15 protein-coding genes are annotated in these 15137 nt (G+C 63.9%); 11 read left to right on the plus strand and 4 right to left on the minus strand.

All coding sequences use genetic code 11. The features are described from left to right. Positions 1 to 2 precede the first annotated feature (2 nt). Complete coding sequence (locus tag D9R08_RS03330) at positions 3 to 2069, plus strand: hypothetical protein (protein ID WP_121896550.1); 2067 nt, start codon at positions 3 to 5, stop codon at positions 2067 to 2069. 82 nt (positions 2070 to 2151) lie between these two features. Continuing rightward, on the plus strand, positions 2152 to 2970 hold the full coding sequence (locus D9R08_RS03335; RefSeq protein WP_121896551.1) for a nucleotidyltransferase domain-containing protein: 819 nt from the start codon (positions 2152 to 2154) through the stop codon (positions 2968 to 2970). An 82-nt stretch (positions 2971 to 3052) separates the two neighbouring features. Here the strand turns inward: D9R08_RS03335 and D9R08_RS03340 are convergent, their stop codons facing one another. Together D9R08_RS03340 and D9R08_RS03345 are read right to left on the minus strand one after the other, a co-directional pair. After that, positions 3053 to 3394, minus strand: a complete 342-nt coding sequence (locus D9R08_RS03340; RefSeq protein WP_121896552.1) for a hypothetical protein — start codon at positions 3392 to 3394, stop codon at positions 3053 to 3055. Next, the gene (locus D9R08_RS03345; RefSeq protein ID WP_233557195.1) at positions 3391 to 4131 is read right to left on the minus strand and encodes a DUF599 domain-containing protein; all 741 of its coding nucleotides are present in this window, start codon (positions 4129 to 4131) and stop codon (positions 3391 to 3393) included. The genes D9R08_RS03340 and D9R08_RS03345 overlap by 4 nt, the downstream gene beginning before the upstream one ends. 53 nt (positions 4132 to 4184) lie before the next feature. Between D9R08_RS03345 and D9R08_RS03350 the strand changes: the two genes are divergently transcribed. The 6 genes from D9R08_RS03350 to D9R08_RS03375 all read left to right on the plus strand — a co-directional run bounded on the left by D9R08_RS03350 (position 4185) and on the right by D9R08_RS03375 (position 10257). Further along, positions 4185 to 5624, plus strand: coding sequence for an FAD-linked oxidase C-terminal domain-containing protein (locus tag D9R08_RS03350; RefSeq protein WP_121896554.1), 1440 nt, complete (start codon positions 4185 to 4187; stop codon positions 5622 to 5624). A gap of 100 nt (positions 5625 to 5724) precedes the next feature. Then, positions 5725 to 6885 (plus strand): FAD-binding protein, encoded by a 1161-nt coding sequence (locus D9R08_RS03355; protein WP_121896829.1) that lies wholly within the window; start codon positions 5725 to 5727, stop codon positions 6883 to 6885. A 1-nt stretch (position 6886) separates the two neighbouring features. Then, positions 6887 to 7234 carry a hypothetical protein gene (locus D9R08_RS03360; protein ID WP_121896555.1) on the plus strand — a complete coding sequence of 116 codons (348 nt, stop codon included), beginning with the start codon at positions 6887 to 6889 and terminating at the stop codon, positions 7232 to 7234. A 10-nt stretch (positions 7235 to 7244) separates the two neighbouring features. Next, the gene (glcF, locus tag D9R08_RS03365) at positions 7245 to 8648 is read left to right on the plus strand and encodes a glycolate oxidase subunit GlcF (RefSeq protein WP_121896556.1); all 1404 of its coding nucleotides are present in this window, start codon (positions 7245 to 7247) and stop codon (positions 8646 to 8648) included. Positions 8649 to 8809: 161 nt separating this feature from the next. Next, on the plus strand, positions 8810 to 9658 hold the full coding sequence (locus D9R08_RS03370) for a trypsin-like serine peptidase (protein WP_121896557.1): 849 nt from the start codon (positions 8810 to 8812) through the stop codon (positions 9656 to 9658). 137 nt (positions 9659 to 9795) lie between these two features. Beyond that, positions 9796 to 10257: an Hsp20 family protein gene (locus tag D9R08_RS03375; RefSeq protein ID WP_121896558.1), complete on the plus strand. Its 462-nt coding sequence runs from the start codon at positions 9796 to 9798 to the stop codon at positions 10255 to 10257. A 53-nt stretch (positions 10258 to 10310) separates the two neighbouring features. Here D9R08_RS03375 and D9R08_RS03380 read toward each other — a convergent pair whose 3' ends face one another. Continuing rightward, positions 10311 to 11492 carry an MFS transporter gene (locus D9R08_RS03380; RefSeq protein ID WP_121896559.1) on the minus strand — a complete coding sequence of 394 codons (1182 nt, stop codon included), beginning with the start codon at positions 11490 to 11492 and terminating at the stop codon, positions 10311 to 10313. A gap of 22 nt (positions 11493 to 11514) precedes the next feature. Beyond that, the gene (locus tag D9R08_RS03385; protein WP_121896560.1) at positions 11515 to 12387 is read right to left on the minus strand and encodes a hypothetical protein; all 873 of its coding nucleotides are present in this window, start codon (positions 12385 to 12387) and stop codon (positions 11515 to 11517) included. Positions 12388 to 12512: 125 nt separating this feature from the next. On the opposite strand from D9R08_RS03385, the gene miaB reads away from it, so the two are divergent. The 3 genes from miaB (at position 12513) to D9R08_RS03400 (ending at position 15022) form a co-directional block, all read left to right on the plus strand. Next, on the plus strand, positions 12513 to 13835 hold the full coding sequence (miaB, locus tag D9R08_RS03390) for a tRNA (N6-isopentenyl adenosine(37)-C2)-methylthiotransferase MiaB (protein WP_121896561.1): 1323 nt from the start codon (positions 12513 to 12515) through the stop codon (positions 13833 to 13835). Positions 13836 to 14171: 336 nt separating this feature from the next. Beyond that, the gene (locus D9R08_RS03395; protein WP_233557198.1) at positions 14172 to 14654 is read left to right on the plus strand and encodes an OmpA family protein; all 483 of its coding nucleotides are present in this window, start codon (positions 14172 to 14174) and stop codon (positions 14652 to 14654) included. Between the two features lie 5 nt (positions 14655 to 14659). Continuing rightward, the gene (locus tag D9R08_RS03400) at positions 14660 to 15022 is read left to right on the plus strand and encodes a hypothetical protein (protein WP_121896563.1); all 363 of its coding nucleotides are present in this window, start codon (positions 14660 to 14662) and stop codon (positions 15020 to 15022) included. Positions 15023 to 15137: the final 115 nt, after the last annotated feature.

Genomic DNA, 15137 nt, shown 5'->3' on the forward strand with positions numbered 1-15137 from the left:
GCATGTCCAGCGATATCCTCTTCGATCCGCTTTTGCCCTGGCCCGTGATCTGGGGCCTGGCCGGCGCCGCCTTGCTGATCACCGCATTGGCGATCTGGCGCGGGTTGTCAGGCTGGCCCTTCCGCGCGCTGGCCTCTGCCGTGCTGCTGCTGGCGCTTGCCAATCCCGCGCTTCAGACCGAGGAACGCGAGCCGCTGAGCGATATCGTGCTTCTGGTCATAGATGACAGCGCCAGCCAGGGGCTGTCTGACCGCCAGGGGCAGGTGGCCGAGGCTGTCACGGCGCTGGAGGCGGAGGTATCCGGGCTTGGCATGGAGTTGCGCCGGATCCAGGTGGGCGATGGCTCGGACAACGCGGGCACATTGTTGATGGAGGCGCTTGGCCGTCTGCTGGCCGACGAGCCGCGCGCGCGGGTCGCCGGTGCCATATTGCTGACCGACGGTCAGTTGCATGACGCGGGGCTGGTTCCCGACATGCCCGCGCCGCTTCACGCCCTGCTGACCGGACGGGAGACCGACTGGGATCGCCGCCTGCTGGTCCAGAACGCCCCGGCCTTCGCGATCCTCGACGAGGAGGTAACCCTGACGATCCGTATCGAGGATCAGGGCGCGGTTCCCGCCGGCGTTGCGGGCCGGGCCGAGCTGCTGATCGCCATTGACGGGGAGGAGGCGCGCCGGTTCCAGGTGCCTGTGGGCGAAGACATAACCCTGCCGCTGACCCTGCCCCATGCCGGCATGAACGTGATCCAGTTCATCGTGCCGGAGGCCGCCGGCGAACTGACCGACAGGAACAACGCGGCGGTTGTTCAGATCAACGGCGTACGCGACCGGTTGCGGGTGCTTCTTGTCTCGGGGCAGCCGCATCCGGGCCAGCGGACCTGGCGTAACCTGCTGAAATCGGACCCTGCGGTCGATCTGGTGCATTTCACCATTCTCAGGCCGCCTGACAAGCAGGACGGCGTGCCTGTGACCGAGCTCAGCCTGATCGCGTTCCCCACGCGGGAGCTGTTCATGGAGGCGATCGACGAGTTCGACCTGATCATCTTCGACCGCTATCAGCGACGCGGCATCCTGCCGATGCTCTATCTGGACAACGTGCGGCGCTATGTCGAAGAGGGCGGTGCATTGCTGATGGCGGCGGGCCCAGATTTTGCCAGCGCGGATTCGCTGTATCGGACGCCGCTGGCCACGATCCTGCCGGGGCAGCCGACCGCGCGCGTGGTGGAGACGCCGTTCCTGCCGCAGATCTCGGATCTGGGGGCGCGCCATCCGGTCACGACCGGGCTGGAACAGACCCATGCTGGGCTGGAAGACAGCGACGCCCCATGGGGACGATGGTTCCGCCAGATCGAGGTGATCGAACGGGCCGGTCAAACCGTCATGACCGGAGCCGACGATGCGCCGCTTCTGCTGCTGAACCGGGTGGGCGAGGGGCGTGTCGCGCTGCTGGCCTCGGATCATGCGTGGTTGTGGGATCGTGGCTACGAGGGCGGGGGCCCGCAATTGGAGATGCTGCGCCGTCTGGCCCACTGGATGATGGGGGAGCCCGATCTGGAGGAGGAGGCGCTGAGGGCCGAGGCCAGTGGCCAGACCGTGCGGATCACGCGTCAGACGCTGGCCGAAGAGGTCGGCCGCGTCACGGTGACCGGCCCGGACGGCGCCGAGATGGAGATCACTCTGGAAGAGACCGCGCCGGGTCAGTTCACGGCCGAATATACCGGAACCGATCAGGGCCTCTACCGCCTGCGGGAGGGAGAGATGGAAACGGTGATCGCCCTGGGCCCCGCCGCGCCGCGCGAGTTCGAGGAGACCATCGCCAGTGCGGCCCGTCTGACACCCGCCATCGATCCGACGCGGGGCGGCATCCTGCGCCTGGAAGACGGGATCCCCGACTTGCGGCGTGTGGCCGAGGGGCGCAATGCCGCCGGTCGTGGCTGGATCGGCCTGACCCCGCGGGCGGCCTACCTGACCACCGATGTGACCGTCATGCCGTTGATCGCGACCTGGCTGTTTTTGCTGATGGCATCGGCCCTGATGCTTGGCGCCTGGCTCCGTGAAGGACGGCGATAGGCCGGATCGGGGGCGGGGTTCAACCGCTATCCTTGGCCCGGTAATCTGCGCTGGAACGCGCAGCAGGAGAGTGGTGGATCGAATGGATCAACAGCAGGCGATAGACACGCTCACCTCCGCCCTGAAAGAGAAACCGGCGATCCGAGCTCTGTTTCTCAGTGGCAGCCACGGCACCGGATTTGCGGATCGTTTCAGCGATGTCGACTTGGTTCTCATCGCACCGGAGGGGGCGACCGACGAGATTGTGGCGCTCTGGCGTGAGGCCGTCGAGCAAACCGGGGAAATCGTGCTCTGGTGGGACCGTAACGTCCGGCCGCTTCTGGTCAACGCGATCACCGCCGACTGGCTGCGGATCGATCTTGTCATCCTGAAGCCGGATCAGATGGGCGGGCAGAGACAGGACGGCCTGAAAGTGCTCTTCGACCATGACGGGCTATACCCGACGCTGCCCGAGGTCACACCGCGCCCGGTGCCCGATCCGAAGCATATGCGGTATCAGATAGAAGAGTTCATCCGTATTCTCGGGCTTCTGCCCCTTGCGGTAGGTCGGCAGGAGTATCTCAACGGAGTCCTGGGTGTCTTTCACCTGCGCAACAAACTGGTCGATCTGATGATCGCGGAAACCGGCATACGCCACAGGGGCGGTCTGCTGCATCTGAACAGGTTGATCACCGAGGAGCAGAAACAGGCGCTGGCCGCTTTGCCGGCCCCTGAGGCCACGCAGGACAGGATGGTTGCCGCCCACCTCGCCTATGCGGCCGCCTATCTGCCCCGGGCCCGCAGGCTCGCCAGGATCTGGGGCGTGGACTGGCCCGAACGCTTCGAAGAGGTCACATGGGCACGGCTGGCTGAAACGCTCAAGATCGACCGGCCCTATGGCGGCCCCAACGACACTGATTGACAGCCGTCCAGCGAGCGTTTCAGTTCCAGGCGGTCGGTCGCTCCGGCCGGTCTGAGGGCGTCATACCCGCCGCGCAAAGGGATCACTCAACCGAAAGAGCAAACCGGTCTTCGCCCCATCCAGTGACGTTGCAGCGGGCGCGGATGAAGACCTGCGTCACGCCTTCGGGGATCGCCACATCGCCAAGGCTGCGCGTGAAAGGCTGCTCCTCCACATGCGGGTGCAGAAGAACCCGTGTTCCCAGAACCGTTCCGTCTTCAAGTTCCACCTGCCAGCCATCTGCATAATGATCCCAGCCCGTATCGGGATGCGCCAACGTGACCGAAACCCGGCCGTCGGAATAGGTCGCGACGACGATCTCCGGCGGTTCCGCCAGAGCCGCGAGCGGAAGCAGGATGCAGATCGCGGCCAAAGCATGCCTCATAGCTGTTCTCCATCGCTCAGCATGACCTCGCGGGAGGCGGAGGCGAAATCCCGGTTCCAGATCACGTAGGAGATCACCAGCACCGCCGCGATCAAAGGCACCGGCCCAAGCAGCCACGCGAGAGAACCAAGCGCGAAATAGATCGCCCGCATGCCACGATTGAAATTGAATGCGGCGCGTATGTTGATCTCGGCGGCCTTCCCGGCGCGGGGCAGGGCGCGCGGGTCGGTCGGGTCGTTCGGCACGGCGGCCATCAGGACGGCGCAGTAGCCGAACAGTCGGTTCGACCAAACAAACCGCAGCACCGCCTGTGTCAGCAAGACCACGGTCAGCAGCAGCTTGATCTGCCAGATCAGGGCGGTTTCCTCCTCCAGCGTCAGGTCGCGGGCCACGACGATCAACTGGTCGGAATTGCCGATCAGCGTCAGCAGCCCGCCGGTGGCCAGCATGGCGCCCGAGGCGAAGAACGCCGTGCCCTGGCGCAGGTTGGTAAGGATGGTCGCATCGAAGACCCGCCCGTCGCGATTGATCAACTCCTCCATCCAGGCGCGCCGGTAATGCGCCATCAACACGGTCACCGAGGGGCGCGCGACGTTTTCCGCCTCGATCCAGGCGCCCAGGCCGCCCCAGGCAAGGAGGATTGCGGCAAGGGCCAGCGCGTCGAGCCAGCTGAGGGTTGTGAGCACCATCATGAAGTTCATGGCTGCGACAGTAGCGGGCAAGGAATCTCTTGCCATCTGCAAAAATTGGTTATATTTATTTACCAATATTGGATGGGAGGAGCGATATCATGGAGATGCCAACCCCGGATCCGGCGATTCTGGCCAAAAAATCGGCTGTGGTGGCTCGACTGACGTCGGTTCTGCCGAAGGACGCGGTGATTCACGAGGAAGCCGGCACCCGCGCTTATGAATGCGACGCGCTCACCGCCTATAAATGCCCCCCGATGGTGGTGGTCCTGCCATCCACGACCCAGGAGGTCGTGGCGGTTCTGAAAATCTGCAACGAAATGGGTGTGCCGGTGGTGCCGCGCGGCTCTGGCACGTCGCTTGCCGGGGGGGCTTTGCCAACCGCCGACAGCGTGATCCTTGGTGTGGCGCGCCTGAACGACGTTCTGGAAACCGATTATCAGAACCGGATCATCCGGGTTCAGTCCGGGCGCACCAACCTGTCGGTCACGGGCGCGGTGGAGGAAGACGGGTTTTTCTACGCACCCGATCCGTCAAGTCAGCTGGCCTGCGCGATCGCGGGCAATATCGCGATGAATTCCGGCGGTGCCCATTGCCTGAAGTACGGTGTGACGACCAACAACCTGCTGGGTGTGACGCTGGTCACCATGGATGGTCAGGTGATGGAGATCGGCGGCGCGCATCTGGATGCTGCGGGCTATGATCTTCTGGGCCTTGTCTGCGGGTCGGAGGGGCAGTTGGGCGTGGTGACCGAAGCGACGCTGCGGATCCTGCCCAAGCCCGAGGGCGCGCGGCCGGTTCTGATCGGTTTCGACGATAACGAGACCGCGGGCGCCTGTGTTGCGGATATCATCAAGGCGGGCGTTCTGCCGGTGGCGATCGAGTTCATGGACAGGCTCTGCATCGAGACGACGGAGAAATTCGCGAATGCCGGGTATCCGGATTGCAACGCGCTGCTGATTGTCGAGGTCGAAGGCTCCGAAGCCGAGATCGACGAACAGCTTGGCGTGATCCTTCAGATCGCCCGCAAATACGACCCGGTGGAGCTGCGCGAGTCCAAATCCGCAGAGGAAAGCGCGAAGATCTGGCTTGGCCGGAAATCGGCTTTCGGAGCGGTCGGGCAGATCAACGATTACATGTGTCTGGACGGCACGATCCCGGTTTCCAGCCTGCCTTACGTGCTGCGCCGCATCGGCGAGATGAGCAAGGAATTCGGGCTGGAGGTCGGCAACGTTTTCCATGCGGGCGATGGCAACATGCACCCGCTGATCCTGTTCGACGCGAACAAGCCCGGCGATCTGGAAATCTGCGAGGCGTTCGGTGCGGAGATATTGAAGCTCTGCGTCGAGGTTGGCGGTTGCCTGACCGGCGAACATGGCGTGGGTATCGAAAAGCGCGATCTGATGACCGCGCAGTTCACCCCGGAGGATCTGGAACTGCAAATGCAGGTGAAGGATGTCTTCGATCCGGCATGGCTGTTGAACCCGGCCAAGGTGTTTCCGCTGGAGGCCTCGGCCAGCCGCCGGACCCTCGCCGCCTGAAGGGTGCTCGTCGTCGGGACAGGGGCCTGTGCAGGCGCGCCCCGCCCATATCCGAAACCCCGTGAAGAACCTGGGCGCAGAGAAGGAGCAGGCCGCCGTGCTGACCCCTGAAACCGAGATTGAGCTTGCCGAGATGCTGTCGGCCGCATCGGCCCCGTTGCGGGTGCAGGGCGGCGGTACCCGGCCGATCGGGCGCCCCGTGGTGGGCGAAGTCCTGTCCATGGCCGACATGCGCGGGATCGAACTTTATGAACCCGGCGCGCTGACCATCGTCGTGAAGGCCGGCACACCGCTTGCGGATGTGGAGGCGGCGCTGGCGGCGGAGAACCAGAGGCTGCCCTTCGAACCCATGGACCACCGGTCCCTGATGGGAACCGAAGGGGTGCCCACCATCGGCGGCGTTGTTGCGGCCAATGTATCGGGCCCACGCCGGATACAGGCGGGCGCATGCCGCGACAGCCTGATCGGTGTACGGTTCGTCGACGGGCGCGGGCGTATCATGAAGAACGGCGGGCGGGTGATGAAGAATGTCACCGGCTATGATCTGGTGAAGCTGATGGCCGGCAGCTACGGCACGCTGGGCGTCCTGTCGGAGTTGAGTTTCAAGGTTCTGCCCGGTGTCGCGGCGACGGCCTGCTTGCGTCTCAGGGGCCTCGATGACGAAACCGCGGTCGCGGCCATGGCTGCGGCGCTCGGCTCTCCCTTCGAGGTTTCCGGCGCGGCGCACACGCCCAATGGTCCGGACGGCGATCCGGTGACCATGCTTCGCGTGGAAGGGTTCGAGGCCTCGGTCGCCTATCGGGCCGGTCGGCTTCAGGCCCTGCTGGACCCTTTCGGACAGGCCGAGATCGAAACCCGTCTTGCGGCCGATCAAGGCGCGTTCGGCGCCGGCGCCGGTGCCATTTGGCGATGGGTACGGGACGTGGACGGGTTCAAGGGCAAGGATGGGGATGTCTGGCGCATCTCCGTGAAGCCGACCGATGCGCCGGGGCTGGTGGCGAAGCTGGACGCACGCGATGTGCTCTATGACTGGGGCGGCGGGCTGGTCTGGGCGCTTGTGCCGGGTGGCACCGATCTGCGGGCGAAGCTGGTGGATTTCGCCGGCCATGCGACATTGATCCGGGCCAGCAAGGACACCCGCGCACGTCTGCCGGTCTTTCACCCCGAAGCCGCGCCGATCGCCGCATTGTCGGCGGGGCTGAGGAAACAGTTCGACCCGAAGGGTATCCTGAACCCGGGCCTGATGGGCGGGGAGGTGTGAGATGATGGGCCTTGATGCCGCCCCGATTGCGATCCTGTCCGCCGCCGTGTTCTGCGGGCTTGTCTTCATCCGCGACCGCCCATTCGGGGCGTTGATTGCCCAGATCGGCTCGGCCGTTGCCGCAGCCTTGGTCTTCGCGTCGCTGATCGTGGATGCGCCGATGCTTGGGCGCGATCCCGCATGGGTCAGCGCGCTTGGCGTCGCGCTTCTGGCGGCGACGGTGGCGGGCATGGGGTATCACCTCTATCTCGGCCGCTTCACATCCGTCTGGGCCGCGCGCGGCGTTTTCGCTGCGCTCTTCCTGGTCTCTGCGGCGGTCCTGGGGCTCGTCATTCTCTCATTTATCTGAAAGGGCGGTCATGCAAACCACCTTCACGCCTGAGCAGTTGAAGGATCCTGCGACCAAACGGTCGAACGAGATCCTGCGATCCTGCGTCCATTGCGGTTTTTGCACGGCCACCTGCCCGACCTATCAGGTGCTGGGCGATGAGTTGGACAGCCCGCGTGGACGGATATATCTTATAAAAGATATGCTGGAAAACGACCGCCCGGCTGATGAAAAGACGGTCAAACATATCGACCGCTGCCTGTCTTGCCTGGCTTGTATGACCACATGCCCGTCGGGTGTGCATTACATGCATCTGGTGGATCACGCGCGCGAATATATCGAACAGACATACAAACGCCCCTTCAGCGACAGGGCGCTGCGCTGGATTCTCGCGCGCATCCTCCCCTACCCGACCAGGTTTCGTCTGGCGCTGCTCGGGGCCAAGATCGGGCGGCCTTTCAAATGGCTGATGCCGGATGCGCGGCTGAAGGCGATGCTGGAAATGGCGCCCAAATCCATCCCCCCGGTCAGCCGCAATGACGATCCGCAAGTGTTTTCCGCAACGGGCGCCCGCAAGATGCGTGTCGCGCTCATGACCGGATGCGCGCAGCGCGCACTGAACACGGATATCAACGACGCGACCATCCGGCTTCTGCGCAGACTGGGTGCCGAGGTGGTGATCGCCGAGGGCGCGGGCTGTTGCGGCGCGCTGACGCATCACATGGGCAAGACCCGCGAAAGCCACGCCACAGCGGCGAGGAACATCCGTGCGTGGTGGGCCGAGATGCAGGGCGCGGGGCTGGACGCCATCGTCATCAACACCAGCGGCTGCGGGACCACCGTGAAGGATTACGGCCACATGTTCCGCAACGAGCCTCTCGCGGAAGAGGCCGCCGCCGTCGCGGGCCTTGCCAGGGACATCTCGGAAGTGCTGATCGACCTTCTGCCAGGTGACGCGCCACAATGGCGCGCCGTCAACCCCGCGCGGGACGCCATCGCGGGGACCGATGCGGCGCATATGCCCGAAACTGCCCCCGCCCCGATCGGACAGGGCCTGAAAGTCGCCTATCACGCCGCGTGCAGCCTGCAGCATGGCCAGCAGATCAAGACCTATCCCAAGGATCTTCTGAAGCGGGCCGGGTTCGAGGTTGTCGAACCGACGGACAGTCATCTGTGCTGCGGCAGCGCCGGCACCTATAATCTGATGCAGCCCGAGATCTCGAAACAACTGAAAGACCGCAAGGTGCGGACATTGGAGGCGAAGGCCCCGGATATCATCGCGGCGGGCAATATCGGCTGCATGATGCAGATCGGCGGCGGAACGGATATTCCGGTTGTCCATACGGTCGAACTGCTGGACTGGGCGACAGGGGGCCCCCAGCCACCCGTGTTGACGGCGGAACGGGCAACGCCCGCCGTGCCGATGCTGCGCTGACCGCCACCGGAGCCCGCGGATAGCCGCGCTTCCGGTTTTTTCCCAGCCCTGCTTGCGCGATTTTGCCTGCGGGCCGGGCCGGGTCCAATCCTGGCGCCCGGCCTCATTTTCGCCGTACTGGATCGGTAGTGAAAAGCGGAACTTCGTGCGGAGACCCGGTGATGAAGGCCATTTTCCCTGTCGTTGCAATCGCTCTGGCGCTTGCGGTCCCGGCAATGGCGCAGACCCTGCAATGGCCCAACGTGGAACCCGATACGCCCCTGCGGCCTCTGGACTCGGCGTATGATCTGCGCGGATGGGAGGCGGTAGGGCGTCTGGATACCGGTTCCGGGTTTTGCACCGCCACGCTGATCGCGCCCGATCTCGTCCTGACCGCGGCCCATTGCCTGTTTGACGGACCCGAAGACAGCGCGACCCGCCGGCCCGACGCGGCCCTGTCCTTCAACGCGGGGCTCAGAAATGGCTACGCCGTTGCACAGCGGGGCATTCGCAGAAGTATCCTGCATCCCGATTACACCTATGGCAGCCCCGATGATCTGCACCGGATCCGCACCGACATCGCCCTTCTTCAACTTGATCACACCATTCCTGAACAGACCGTGCGACCGATCGCGACACGCGGCAGTGTGGGCCCCGGCGATATCGTGCAGGTCGTCTCTTATGGCGCCGAGCGGGAGGAGTATGCCTCCCTTGAGGACGATTGCGAGGTTCTGGCCGAGGATCCCGGTGTTCTGGTCCTGTCCTGTTCGGTGGTTCAGGGCTCTTCCGGCTCGCCGGTCATGGTGGATCGGGACGGGCAGATGAATGTCGTGTCGGTGGTGTCAGCTCTCGCCGATTGGGGGGATGAGCCGGTGGCGCTTTCGGCTGAGTTGCAGGGCGAACTTGTGGTACTTCTGGATCTGCTGGACCGTTCGAATGCGCAATTCGTCCGCTCCTTGCCGCAGGTCCGCACCCTGTCGGGCAGCAATGACGGGCGCGAAAGCTCGGGCGCGCGGTTTCTCCGCCCCTGACCCTCTTGAAACGCCGAAAACCGTATCACACATATAGGACGCCGCGGTGCCCGGATGGGGTCGCGGCATGACCTTGGCGGGTTCGCATATGGACCGCCTGACCAAAGATAGTTGTCGCTCAAACGGAGGATAACGTGATGCGCACTTATGATCTGTCGCCCCTGTACCGGGCAACCGTCGGCTTTGACCGCATGGCCGATTTGCTGGACCGCGTGATGACCCAGGACGTGGGCACCAGCACCTACCCCCCCTATAACATCGAAAAGACGGATGAAGACGCCTATCGCATTTCGATTGCGGTTGCGGGTTTCACCGATGACGATCTCGGCGTGGAACAGCGCGAGACAGAGCTTGTCGTCACAGCGCGCAAGGCGAAGGAGGAGACGGCACGCACCTACCTTCACCGCGGGATCGCCACGCGGGCGTTCGAGAAACGCTTCCAGCTGGCCGATCATGTCCGCGTGACCGGCGCGTCCCATGAAAACGGGCTCTTGCATATCGATCTGGTCCGCGAAGTGCCAGAGGCGCTGAAACCGCGCCAGATCGAGATCAACGGCACTGCGCCCAAGGCGATCGATGCGGAGCCGGTGACGGCCTGATCTTTCGCGCTTTGCGATGACACGGAGCGCAGTCCCCATGGGACTGCGCTTTTTCATGTGCGGTGAAGTGTCTGCAGCAAGGCCGCGCCCGCGACGGGTGCCGCCATGCAAAGCAGCAGGACCGGAGCGTAGCCCGCCAGATCGAACAGCACCGCGCCAAGAAACGGAGCCAGCGCGAACAGAAACAGCGACGGCAGGGAGACCGCGCCCGACACCGCCCCGAAATCCCGCTGACCAAGGATATCGCGGGTCACCACCGGCCGCATGATGCCGACCACGCCGTAGCCCGCGCCTTGCAAGACCCCAAAGGCCAGAACCAGTGCTGCGACCCAACCCGCCGCGGCCATCATCAGCGCGCCAAAGGCCAGCGTAGCCATGGCGATCTGCGCGATCCGCAGCGCGGACATCCGGTTGCCAGCGGCCATCATCGCCATCCGCCCCGCAACCTGCGCAGGGCCGATTGCCGCAGCCGCGAGGATCGCCATATCGTCGCTGACGCCCTGCGCTGCCATGATCGGCAACAGATGGCTGAGCACGATACCGCTGGTCAGTGCCGCCAGAGCGAAGCCGCCGGCAACCGCCCAATAGCCGGGCAAGCGCAGCACGAATGGCCGCGGGGCTGACTGCGCCGTGTCCGGCGACTGCGACTGCGGCAGCGCCCGCGCCTCCGCCTCCAGGTTGCGCGCCGCCAAACGCGCCAGCGGGGCAGCCAGGAGGATGACCAGCGCCGCCATCACGCAGATGGCGGTGCGCCAGCCGCCGATCCCGGCCAACCAGTGGGTCAGCGGATAGGCCAGTGTACTCGCGAACCCGCCCACCAGCGTGATCGCGGTGATTGCCTGCCGCGCATCGGCGCCTCGCGCCCGGGTAACGATGGCAAAACAGGCCTCGTAAAGCGTCAGGCCCATGGTCGCTCCGATAGCCGCCCAGATCAGGTAGAAGGCGGAAAGGGTGTCCACGAATGACAGAGTGGCGAGCAGGCCGGCCCCGATGACCGCGCCCAGGGGCATGCTGAACGGTGCCACGCCGCGATCTATCAAACGTCCGAAAAGCGGGGCGCCAAGCGCGTAGACGGCAATCGAAATCGTGAACGCGCCCATGATCTCCGCGGTTGACCAGCCAAATTCGGCCTGCCAGTGCAGGACAAGCGCAGGGAAGCTGTAGAACAAGCCGGCCCAGACCGTCACCTGCATGCCCATCAGCGCCAGAATGGCCGGGTCGCGGATCAGACGCATTGTCCGGCCCGCGCGGATCGTCTCAGAACCATTGCCCCGGTTCCATCAGCCCAAGCTGCGCCAACTGTTGCGATGACCATTGAAACCGTACTGACTTGTGCCAGCGGAAATCGGGGATGTCGTTGCGCGAGCCGGGATTGGTGCGCAGCGCCTTGGCCACGCGGAACGAACAGATGGCCGCAGACATGGAGTGATGCCACGGGCAGGCATAGGTGTTCATTTCCTCATCGTTCAGCGTGTGGTTTTCACGCAGCCGCAAGCCCGGGCTCGCCCGGAAAAGTCCGACCCGGTCTATTTTGCGTTTCAGTTCAGGTACATGCTCCTCGAACCGCCAGCGCAGCCCGCCATAGAAGTTCAGCTGCCTTTCCAGCACCTCATCGTCGTCATTCCGTCTGGTCGCGGCGTAATATCCGGACCCGTCCACATGGGCCGTGTCGAGCGAGACGGCATCGGGGTAGAGCGACAGATTATCGGCATAGAGATCGATCACATAGGTCAGGATCGAGCTGCGTCTCTCCTCCATAACGAAGGAGACCGCCTCCCCCACTGTTCGGTCTTCGCAGAATGGATAGAACAGGTATTCCCCGTTGAAACAGTAATGCAGCCATTCGCCGGGTATCTTGTCGATCAGCGAGTTCACGGCGTTCACCACAGTCCCCGGCTGCCGGGTGCGGTGGCGGATGATATCCACCTGACTGGCGATCTCGGGTTCGTGTTCGGGCAGGTCGAGGCCCTCGGGTGCCATCATAAACACACGGGCAAAGCCAAGTTGCAGGACATGCATGACCGTGGACACGACCTCGGTTGCATCTTCCGCGATGATCATCGCGAAAGGCCCCTTGCCGAATGCGGACGCAGGCGCCGCACGGAACGCGTCAAGGCTTGGATAAATCATGGGTCACTACCTTGCGTCGCTTTCCGGCCAATCTGACGCGCAAGCGTAAAGATTGCAATTACGCGCCGTTGAAGGCCGCGTCCCCATGAGATACATGGGCGGTCGACCTGACCGGAGCGCATTTCATGTCCGAGCCTAAAAAGCTTTATGTCAAGACCTATGGCTGTCAGATGAATGTCTACGACAGCGAGCGCATGGTCGAGGCACTGGGGTCGAAGGGATATGTTCAGACGGACACTCCCGACGACGCCGATATGATCCTGCTGAATACCTGCCATATCCGCGAAAAGGCGGCGGAAAAGGTGTATTCCGAGCTTGGGCGGTTCCGGCCGTTGCGGGACGCCAACCCCGATCTCAAGATCGGGGTCGCCGGCTGCGTGGCGCAGGCCGAGGGCGAAGAGATCATCCGGCGGCAGCCGATGGTCGACCTGGTTGTGGGTCCGCAGACCTATCATCGCTTGCCGGAGATGGTGGACACACTGGCCGAGGGCGGCCGGGCGCTGGATACCGATTTCCCCGAAGAGGACAAGTTCGCGCATTTGCCGAAGACGCGGAAGGCGCCGAGAGGGCCGACCGCCTTTCTGACCGTGCAGGAAGGGTGCGACAAGTTCTGTGCGTTCTGCGTGGTGCCCTATACGCGCGGCGCGGAAGTGTCCCGGCCCGTCGAGCGCCTGTTGCACGAAGCGCAGGATCTCGTCGAACGCGGGGTGCGCGAGATCACCCTTCTGGGCCAGAATGTGAATGCCTATCACGGCGCCGGGCCGGACGGCACGGAATGGGGCCTGGCCCGGCTGATCCGGCGGATGGCAGAGATCGACGGGCTGGAACGGATCCGCTTCACCACGTCCCACCCCAACGACATGGAAGACGATCTGATTGCGGCCCACGGGGATTGCGCCAAGCTGATGCCCTATCTGCATCTTCCGGTGCAATCGGGCAGCGACCGGATCCTGAAGGCGATGAACCGCAAACATACGGCCGAGCACTATATCCGTCTGATTGCCCGGATCCGCGAAGCAAGGCCCGATCTGTTGCTTTCGGGCGATTTCATCGTCGGGTTCCCTGGCGAAACGGAGGCGGATTTCCAGGCGACGCTCGATCTGGTCACAACAGTGGGCTACGGTCAGGCCTACTCTTTCAAGTATTCCGCGCGCCCCGGTACGCCTGCGGCCGAGAGACCGGGCGTGGATCAGACGGAGGCCGATGACCGGCTGCAACGGCTTCAGGCGCTCCTGTCAGAGCAGCAGCGCGCCGAACAGGACGGGATGGTCGGGCGCGAGGTGCGGGTGCTGTTCGAAAAACCGGGCCGGATGCCGGGCCAGATGGTCGGCAAGTCGGATTATCTGCACGCGGTCCATGTGGATGGCCCGGAAACCTTGCGCGGTCAGATCGCTCCGGTGAGAATCACCGCAAGCGCGTCGAACTCGCTGGCCGGGATGCTGATCTGATATCCTGGCACCGACTGCCCGGCGCGGGATCGCGAAGGGCGGGCTTTCCGACGGATATCAAACAGCTTTTCAAACAATCCCCCATATCTAGGGGCAGTGTTTCCACACTCAAGACTATATTTGGTAAAAACGGCTTCACAAGCCTACGAAACTTGCTATCCTGCTGCGAATAAATGGTGTTTTGCGCTGTGCCGTGCCGACCCAGCGCATAGATATTGAGAACTGGGGGAATGTGCCGTGGTTTCACTCTTTTGGTCGAACTTGGGGCCTGGACTGAGGACAGCGTTTTGCGGGGCGGCGCTCGGCGCGTTTGCCCTGTTGCCTTCGGGCGGTGCTGTGCAGGCGCAGCAGGCCATAACCGGCACCGTGGAGCCGGCGATCTGGATCGACCCCGATGGCTGCCACCACTGGGTCGCCGATGGCGGTGTGGAGGGCTATATGGAGGGCCGGGTCAACCCGCAGAACGGGCGGCCCGTCTGCATGGAATTCAACACCTGCGCCGTGGCCAATTCGGATGTGTTGTTTCACACCGACAGCGCCCGGCTGACAAGTTCGGGCCGGGCCCGGCTGGAGGATTTCTTCCGCAATGGCGGGGCTTTCGCTTACGCGATCTACGGTCATACCGACAGCCGCGCTTCGGATGAATACAATATCCGGCTTTCTCAGCGTCGTGCCTCTTCGGTTGCGGGCGTGGCGCGGTCGGTGGGCGCGCGCGTGGCGCGCGAAATCGGATTTGGCGAACGCCAGCCGCTCGTGCCCAATACCTCTGCGGCGAATATGCAGCAGAACCGCCGCGTCGAAATCGTATGTTACAGGTGACCAGTATGATCAGCCTTCACACCCTCAAGACCCCGGCGATCATGATTGCCTGTTCATTGGCGCTGGCGGGATGCACGGAATCCTTCGAAAGCGTGATGGTGCCGCGCGGGGACGGCCCGCCACTGCGCGCTATCGGCGATGACCTGGGCCGCGATTCCGGATCGTTGACGCAACTCGAGGCCGGGATCTATGTGGACCCGGACGGGTGTCATATCTGGATGATCGACGACGGGCTGGAAGGTTACTGGTCGCGCCGTCGCGATCCGCGCAGCGGCCTGCCTGTGTGCACCCCGATTGCCCCGCCGAACGCGATTGTCGGAGATATCGGTGCCGATAGCGGCATTCGGGATCGCATTCCCCGCCGATAACCGCCTTGTGCCAGACGCATGTTTTTCCTGACGGGCGATTCCAAGGCGGGATCGCCCGTTTTTGCGACGATTACCCCAAGACCCGCCTTTTTCCGTCGCCGTAGCCACAAGATGT

It is taken from the genome of Rhodophyticola porphyridii, from assembly GCF_003688285.1.
In the GTDB taxonomy this organism is placed as follows: Bacteria; Pseudomonadota; Alphaproteobacteria; order Rhodobacterales; family Rhodobacteraceae; genus Rhodophyticola; species Rhodophyticola porphyridii.